The following is a 6,806-nucleotide window of genomic DNA, read 5'->3' as shown; positions in this document are numbered from 1 at the left end:
CCCACGCAGAAGTTCTGGAAGACCCGGGCCACCACCTCCTCCGCCACCTCCTTGCCCGTGAGGGCGGAAAGGGCTTTGGCCGCCTCCTCCAGGGCGAGGCCCATGAGGTCCTCGGGGAGGGAGAGGGCCTCCTCCAGGCGCTCCTTGGCCCTTTGGAGGGCCTCCACCTGGCGCTCGGTGAGGAGCACCTCTCCCCCTTCTCTCCCCAAAAGGGCTTCCCTCAGGGCCTCCTTGAGGCGGTCTAGGCCCTCCCCCGTGAGGCTGGACACGGGGAGAAACCCCGGGTCCTCCCAGGCCGGGGGAAGGTCGCTCTTGGTAGCCACCTTGAGGGTCCTCTCCCAGGGCAGGGGGGGCGGGGCGGGCCTGGGGAGGGAGCGGTCCACCACGTAAAGGACGAGGTCAGCCTCCTCGGCGATCCTCAGGGCCCGTTCCACCCCCATCCTCTCTAGGGGGTCCTCCGTCTCCCGCACCCCGGCGGTGTCCACGGCCACCAGGGGGATGCCGAAAAGCTCCAGGGGGGCCTCGAGGTAGTCCCGGGTGGTGCCGGGGATGGGAGAGACGAGGGCCCTTTCGTAGCCCAGGAGGGCGTTCAGGAGGCTGCTCTTCCCGGCGTTCGGGGCCCCGATGAGGGCGAGCCTCGCCCCCCTCTGGGCCAGGCGGGAGGCCCGGGCCTGGGCGAGGAGGGCCTCCACCTCGGCGAGGACCTCCCGGAGGGTCCTCTCCGCCTCCAGGGGCTCCACGCCCTCCTCGGGGTAGTCCAGGAGGGCCTGGACGTGGGCGAGGAGGTCCAAAAGCCTCCCCTCAAGCCTCGCGATCTTCTGGGAAAGCGCCCCCTCGAGGGCCCTTAGGGCCTGCCTTCTCGCAAGCTCGCCCTCCGCCTCCACGAGGGCCAAGACCGCCTCCGCCTGGGCCAGGTCCAGCTTGCCGTTCAGGTAGGCGCGGAAGGTGAACTCCCCGCGCCCCGCGGGCCTTGCCCCTTCCGCCACCAGGACCTCCATCACCCGCCGGAGCACCGCGGGAGAGCCGTGGGTCTGGAACTCCACCAGGTCCTCCCCCGTGTAGGAGCGGGGGGCGCGGAAGACGAGGAGGAGGGCCTGGTCAATGGCCTCCCCCGTTCTTGGGTCCACCACCTCGCCCAGGGTGAAGCGCCCGCCCCGAAGGCGCCTCGGGTCCTTCCCCCGCCAGACCCTTGCGGCGATCTCCAAAGCCCCCTCCCCCGAGAGGCGCACCACCCCCACCGCTCCCTTCCCGGGCGGGGTGGCGACGGCGCAGATGGGGTCCTTGAGGTTCACGCCACGTCCACCTGGACCTCTTCCCGGATCACCTTCAAGGGACGGCCCAGGTGCTCCTCTAAAAAAGCGAGCGCGTCCTGAAGCGCCTCTTCCGGGGTGAACCCGTACCCTTGCAGCTCCGGATAGTCCAAAAGCCGGGCCACGTAGGGCTCGTGCTCGCCCTCCAGCTCGGGATGGTATTCCACCAACACCTTAAGCCTCATCCTCAAGCCTCCCCATGGCCCTCAACAAGGCCTTTACCGCTTCGGGGTGAACAGGCTTGCTTCGCGGGTGGGGCTCGTGGACGCTTACCACTAGGCCACTAGGATGCACAAGCCTCCTCCTGCTACCCTTGCCCAGAGAAACCGTAAACCTCGGCCAAGCGCAGGAAGTCTTCCCAGGAACACCTGGTGACCCGGGCGCGGACCCTGGCGAGAAGCTCCTCTCTCCCGCCCATTATAGGGCATCCTCTAGGGCCTCGAGGGTCTTTTCCACGTCCTCCTCCCCGTGGGCCACGGAGAGGAAGGCCGCCTCAAAGTTGGAAGGAGGCCAATAGATCCCCCGGTCCAGGAGGCCGTGGAAGAAGCGCTTGAAGAGCCCCGTATCCGTGCGCCTGGCGTCCTGGAAGGTGAGCACGGGGCCTTCCGTGAAGAAGACGGTGATCATGGAGCCCACCCGGTTCACCGCGTGGGGGAGGCCCTTTTCCGAGAGGACCTCCTTTAGGCCCCCTTCCAGCCGGGCCCCCAGGTCCTCGAGGTAGGCGTAGTAGCCAGGGTTTTCCTCCAAAATCTCCAGGGTGGCGAGCCCCGCCGCCATGGCGAGGGGGTTTCCGGAGAGGGTCCCCGCCTGGTAGACCGGGCCCAGGGGGGCCACCTTCTCCATGATCTCCCGCCTCCCCCCGTAGGCCGCGGCGGGAAGCCCCCCGCCCAGGACCTTCCCCAGGGTGACGAGGTCAGGCCTGAGGCCAAAAAGCTCCGTGGCCCCGCCGAAGGCCAGGCGGAAGCCCGTCATCACCTCGTCGGCGATGAGGAGGACGCCAAACTCCCGGGCCTCGTGAAGGGCCTTCAGGAACTCCGGGGTGGGCGCGAGGACCCCGGCGTTCCCCACCACGGGTTCAAAGATGATGGCGGCGATCTCCTCCCCCCGCCTCTTCAGCACCTCCCGCAGGCCCTCGGGGTCGTTGTACTCCAGGACCAGGGTGAGCCTGGCGTACTCCTCTGGGACCCCGGCAGAGGAGGGCACCCCCAGGGTGAGGGCCCCCGAGCCCGCCTCCACCAGGAGGCCGTCCGCGTGGCCGTGGTAGTTCCCCCGGAACTTGACGATGTAGGGCCGATTCGTGTACCCCCGGGCGAGGCGGAGGGCCGACATGGTGGCCTCGGTTCCCGAGTTCACGAAGCGCACCAGGTCCACAGAGGGGTAGGCCCGCTTCACCTTCTTGGCGAGGGCCACCTCGAGGGGGCTCGGCGCCCCGAAGGTGAGGCCCCGTTCCAGGGCCTCCCGCACCTGGGCGAGGACCCTGGGGTGGGCGTGGCCCAGGATCAAGGGCCCCCAGCTCATCACGTAGTCCAGGTAGCGGTTTCCGTCCGCGTCCCACACATAGGCCCCCTCGCCCCGCACCAGGAAGGGCGGGGTGCCCCCCACGGCCTTGAAGGCCCTTACCGGGCTACTCACCCCGCCCGGGATGTGCCGCTTCGCCTCCTGGAAGTAGGCCTCGGAGATGGGCCGCTCCATGCCCCCCACTCTAGCGGGTTTTGGCCGGGAAAAGTGGGAAGAGACCCTAAGGGCCTGCGCCTTGAGCCCCCTTTTCGGGCCCCCGCCTGAGCCAACGCCGGAGGGGGGCTTAGGCCCCGAAGAGATCCTTTAGGGGCAGGCGGAAGCCGGGAAGGGCCTCCCCCCCTTCCAGGACCTCCCCGGGCCTCAAAAGCCTCCCCTCCCCGCCCCGCCCGTAGACCTCCACCGCCTGGAGCTCCGGGTAGACCAGCCACACCGCCTTGGCCCCCGCCCCCAGGTAGTCCAGGACCTTGGCCAAGACCCCCTCCGCCTCCTCCCCCGGGGAGACCACCTCCACGGCGAGGTCCGGCGCCCCCTCGTAGAAGCCTTCCCGGGCCACCTCCTTGAGCCTTTCGTGGGAGAGGAACCAGACGTCGGGGCTCCGCACCCGGTCGGGGTCCCGCCTCAGGATAAACCCCCCCTCCACCCCGGCCACGCCGAGCCCCGTCTCCTCCAGCCAACGCATCAGGTGGTACCCGATGCGCAAAGCGATCCTCCCGTGCTCCGGCTTGGGCGGCATCTCTTCCCGGACCTCCCCGTCCACAAGCTCCCCCCGCTTTAGGGGCAGGGCGAAGAACTCCTCGGCCTTAAGGCGGGCCTTGACCATGGGGCCTCCTCCTAATAGGTTAGCGCCTTTCTCAGGGCGGCGAGGACCCTTTTGGCGTTTGGCCGGTAGAGGTGCTCAATGGCGCTGAAGGGCGGGTAGGGGGCGTCGTAGCCCGCCACCCGGAGCACCGGGGCCTGGAGGTGGTCTATGGCCCCCTCGGCGATGCGGGCGGCGATCTCAGCCCCGAAGCCCCCGGTGCGCATGGCCTCGTAGACCACGATGGCCCGGCCCGTCTCCCGCACGGCCTCGAGGAGGGTCTCCTCGTCCAGGGGGACCAGGGTCTCCAGGTCCACCACCGTCACTTCCACCCCCTCCTTCCGGGCCACCTCCGCCGCCTCCAGCATCACCTCCACCATCCCCCCGTAGCCGATCAAGGTGGCGGCCTTCCCCTCCTTGAGGATGCGGGCCTTCCCCAGGGGGAGGGTGTAGTAGCCCTCGGGCACCTCCGCTCTCGCGCCCCGGTAGAGCTTGATGGCCTCGAGGAAGAACACGGGGTCCTCGTCCTCTATGGCGGAAAGGAGAAGCCCCTTGGCCCTTTCTGGGCTTGAGGGGATCACCACCTTGACCCCCGGGGTGTGGGCGAGGATCGCCTCGGGGGAGTCGGCGTGCTGCTCCGGGGTGTGGACGCCCCCGCCGTAGGGGGCCCGCACCACCACGGGAAGCCCCACCCGCCCCCGAGAGCGGTGCCGCCAGCGGCCGAGGTGGGAGAGGATCTGGTCTAGGGCGGGGTAGAGAAAGCCCGCGAACTGGATCTCGGCCACGGGGCGCATCCCCCCCATGGCGAGGCCGATGGCGAGGCCCAGGATGCCGCTTTCCGCCAAGGGGGTGTCAAAGACCCGCCTTTCCCCGTGCTTCGCCTGCAGGCCCTCCGTGACCCGGAAGACCCCCCCGAGCCTCCCCACGTCCTCCCCGAAGACCAGGACCCGCTCGTCCCGGGAAAGGGCCAGGTCCAGGGCCTCATTCAGGGCTTGGACCAGGTTGAGGACGGGCATCAGCCCACCTCCTCCACGTGGAGGCCCCGCCTTAAGGCTTCCCAGGCCTTCCTCTGGTCGGGGCCCATCTCCTTGTAGACGTGCTCCACGATCTCCTCGGGGCGGGGCTCGGGGGCCTGGTCGGCCAGGGCGAGCTCCCTTTGGAACTCCTCCTCAAGCTCAAGAAGGAGCGCCTTTTCCGCCTCCTCGTCCCAAAGCCTCCGCTCCTCCAGGGCCTTCCTGAGGCGGAGGATGGGGTCTTTGGTCCGCCAGGCCTCCTCCTCCTCCTTGGTGCGGTAGCGGGAGGGGTCGTCGGAGGTGGTGTGGGGGGCGAGGCGGTAGGTGAGGGCCTCGAGGAGGGTGGGGCCTTCCCCTTTCCTGGCCCGTTCCACCGCCTTCTTGGCCTCGAGGTACACGGCGAAGGCGTCGTTCCCGTCCACCACCACCCCCGGCATCCCGTACCCCTCGGCCCGCCGGGCGATGAAGTCCACCCGCATCTGCCGCTCCCGGGGGATGCTGATGGCGTACCCGTTGTTCTGCGCCAGGAAGACCACGGGGGCGCCGAAGACCGCGGCGAAGTTCAGGCCCTCGTGGAAGTCCCCCTCGCTGGTGCCGCCGTCCCCGATGGAGGTGGCCACCACCCAGTCCTCCCCCCGGTACCGCCCGGCCAGGGCGAGCCCCACCGCCTGGGGGATCTGGGTGGCGATGGGGATGTAGGGGTTCACCGCCCGCACCCCCTCGGGGAAGCGCCAGCCCCTAGGGTGAGCCCGCCAGTAGAGGATCAGGGTGTGGATGGGAAGCCCCCGGGCGAGGAGCAGGGCGCTTTCCCGGTAGCTCGGCACCACCCAGTCCCCCTCCCCGAGGGCCAGGGCCACCCCCACCTGGGCCGCCTCCTGGCCCGTGAAGGGGGCGTAGACCCCGAGCCTCCCCTGGCGCTGGAGGGTGAGGGCCTTCTCGTCAAAAAGCCGGGCCCGGCGCATGGCCCGGTAGAGCCTTAGGGCTTCTTCCTCCCCTAAGGGGAACTCCCCTTTATCCAGATACCGCACCACCTTCGGCTTCACGGGGGGAGTTTACCACGGGGGCCAGGCGCTTTAGGGCGAGGGAAAGCTCCTCCTCGCTCTTGCAGAAGGCGAAGCGGAAGAGGTCCCTTGGAGGGTCTTCCCGGTAGAAGGCCGAGGCGGGGATGAGGGCCACCCGGGCCGCCTCCACGAGCCGGAAGGCGTCCCACCCGGGAAGCTCGGCCATGAGGAAGTAGGTGCCCTCAGGGACGTAGACCCGAAGCCCCAGGGCCCCAAGCCCCCCGGCGAGGAGGTCCCGCCTTTTCCGGTAGCTTTCCCGCAGGGCCTCGTAGAAGCCCTCGCGCCTCGCCACCCTTAGGGCCTCCGCCACCCCGGCCTGGAGGGGCGTGGGGGCGGAGAAGCTCGTCCACTGGCGCATCCCCGCGAGGAGGGGCATGGCCTCTTTGGGCCCCACGATCCAGCCCACCCGGTAGCCCGTGGCCTCGAGGCGCTTCCCCGCGCTCCCCACGGTGAAGGTGCGCTCGGGGGCGAACTCCCTAAGGCGCCTGGGCCTTTCCCCGTAGTAGAGCTCGTCGTAGACCTCGTCGGAAACGAGGAAGAGGTCGTGCCTCCGGGCAAGCTCGGCGATGGCCTTCAGCTCCGCCTCCTTGAAGACGAGGCCCGTGGGGTTCATGGGGGTGTTGAGGAGGAGGGCCCGGGTCCTCGGGGTGAGGGCCCCCTCCAGCGCGGCGAGGTCCAGGAAAAAGCCCCCCTCGCCGAGGGCGAGGCGCACCAGGCGGGCCTCCGCTCCCGCCAAAAAGGCGTCCGGCAGGTAGACGTCAAAGAAGGGCTCCAGCACCACCACCTCGTCCCCCGGGCCCGCGAGGCTTTGCAGGAGGACGTAAAGGGCCTCCGTGGCCCCGGAGGTGACCACCACGGCCTCGGGCTCCACGGAAAACTCCTCGGCCAGGGCCTCCCTTAGCGCGGGAAGCCCCGCCGGGGGGGCGTACTGGTCGTGGCGGCCCAGGGCGCGCCGCACCGCCTCCAGGAGGAAGGGGGGCGGGGGGTTAGAGGGAAACCCCTGGCCCAGGTTCACCGCGCCGAGCTTCTGGGCGAGCTGGCTCATCCTGGGGAAGATGCTCTCCTTGGCCGCTTGGGTGCGGGGGTGGAGGCGCATGGGGATAGGGTA

General features: G+C 69.7%; 7 protein-coding genes. All 7 read right to left on the bottom strand.

Annotation, left to right across the window (positions count from 1 at the left end):
• Positions 1-1,292: tRNA uridine-5-carboxymethylaminomethyl(34) synthesis GTPase MnmE (gene mnmE / locus ABJK26_RS07240; protein WP_347241610.1), on the bottom strand; the 1,292-nt coding region annotated here is incomplete at its 3' end.
• A complete protein-coding gene (locus tag ABJK26_RS07235) occupies positions 1,289-1,495 on the bottom strand; it encodes a hypothetical protein (protein WP_347241609.1) in 207 nt (68 codons plus the stop codon). The genes ABJK26_RS07235 and mnmE, both read right to left, overlap by 4 nt.
• Positions 1,496-1,727: 232 nt before the next feature.
• On the bottom strand, positions 1,728-3,002 hold the full coding sequence (gene hemL / locus ABJK26_RS07230; protein ID WP_347241608.1) for a glutamate-1-semialdehyde 2,1-aminomutase: 1,275 nt from the start codon (positions 3,000-3,002) through the stop codon (positions 1,728-1,730).
• Between the two features lie 109 nt (positions 3,003-3,111).
• Entirely contained in the window at positions 3,112-3,648 is a 537-nt protein-coding gene (locus tag ABJK26_RS07225; protein WP_347241607.1) for a Uma2 family endonuclease, read from the bottom strand.
• Between the two features lie 11 nt (positions 3,649-3,659).
• Positions 3,660-4,640 carry an alpha-ketoacid dehydrogenase subunit beta gene (locus tag ABJK26_RS07220; RefSeq protein WP_347241606.1) on the bottom strand — a complete coding sequence of 327 codons (981 nt, stop codon included), beginning with the start codon at positions 4,638-4,640 and terminating at the stop codon, positions 3,660-3,662.
• Complete coding sequence (gene pdhA, locus ABJK26_RS07215; protein WP_347241605.1) at positions 4,640-5,680, bottom strand: pyruvate dehydrogenase (acetyl-transferring) E1 component subunit alpha; 1,041 nt, start codon at positions 5,678-5,680, stop codon at positions 4,640-4,642. The genes ABJK26_RS07220 and pdhA overlap by 1 nt, the downstream gene beginning before the upstream one ends.
• Positions 5,649-6,794: a pyridoxal phosphate-dependent aminotransferase gene (locus ABJK26_RS07210; protein ID WP_347241622.1), complete on the bottom strand. Its 1,146-nt coding sequence runs from the start codon at positions 6,792-6,794 to the stop codon at positions 5,649-5,651. Before ABJK26_RS07210 ends, pdhA begins: the two co-directional genes overlap by 32 nt.
• Positions 6,795-6,806 lie beyond the last annotated feature (12 nt).

Origin of the sequence: Thermus sp., from assembly GCF_039793865.1 — a bacterium.
Lineage (GTDB): Bacteria > Deinococcota > Deinococci > Deinococcales > Thermaceae > Thermus.
The sequence above is the reverse complement of the archived record's forward strand: the minus strand, read 5'-3'. Positions and strand labels throughout refer to the sequence as shown.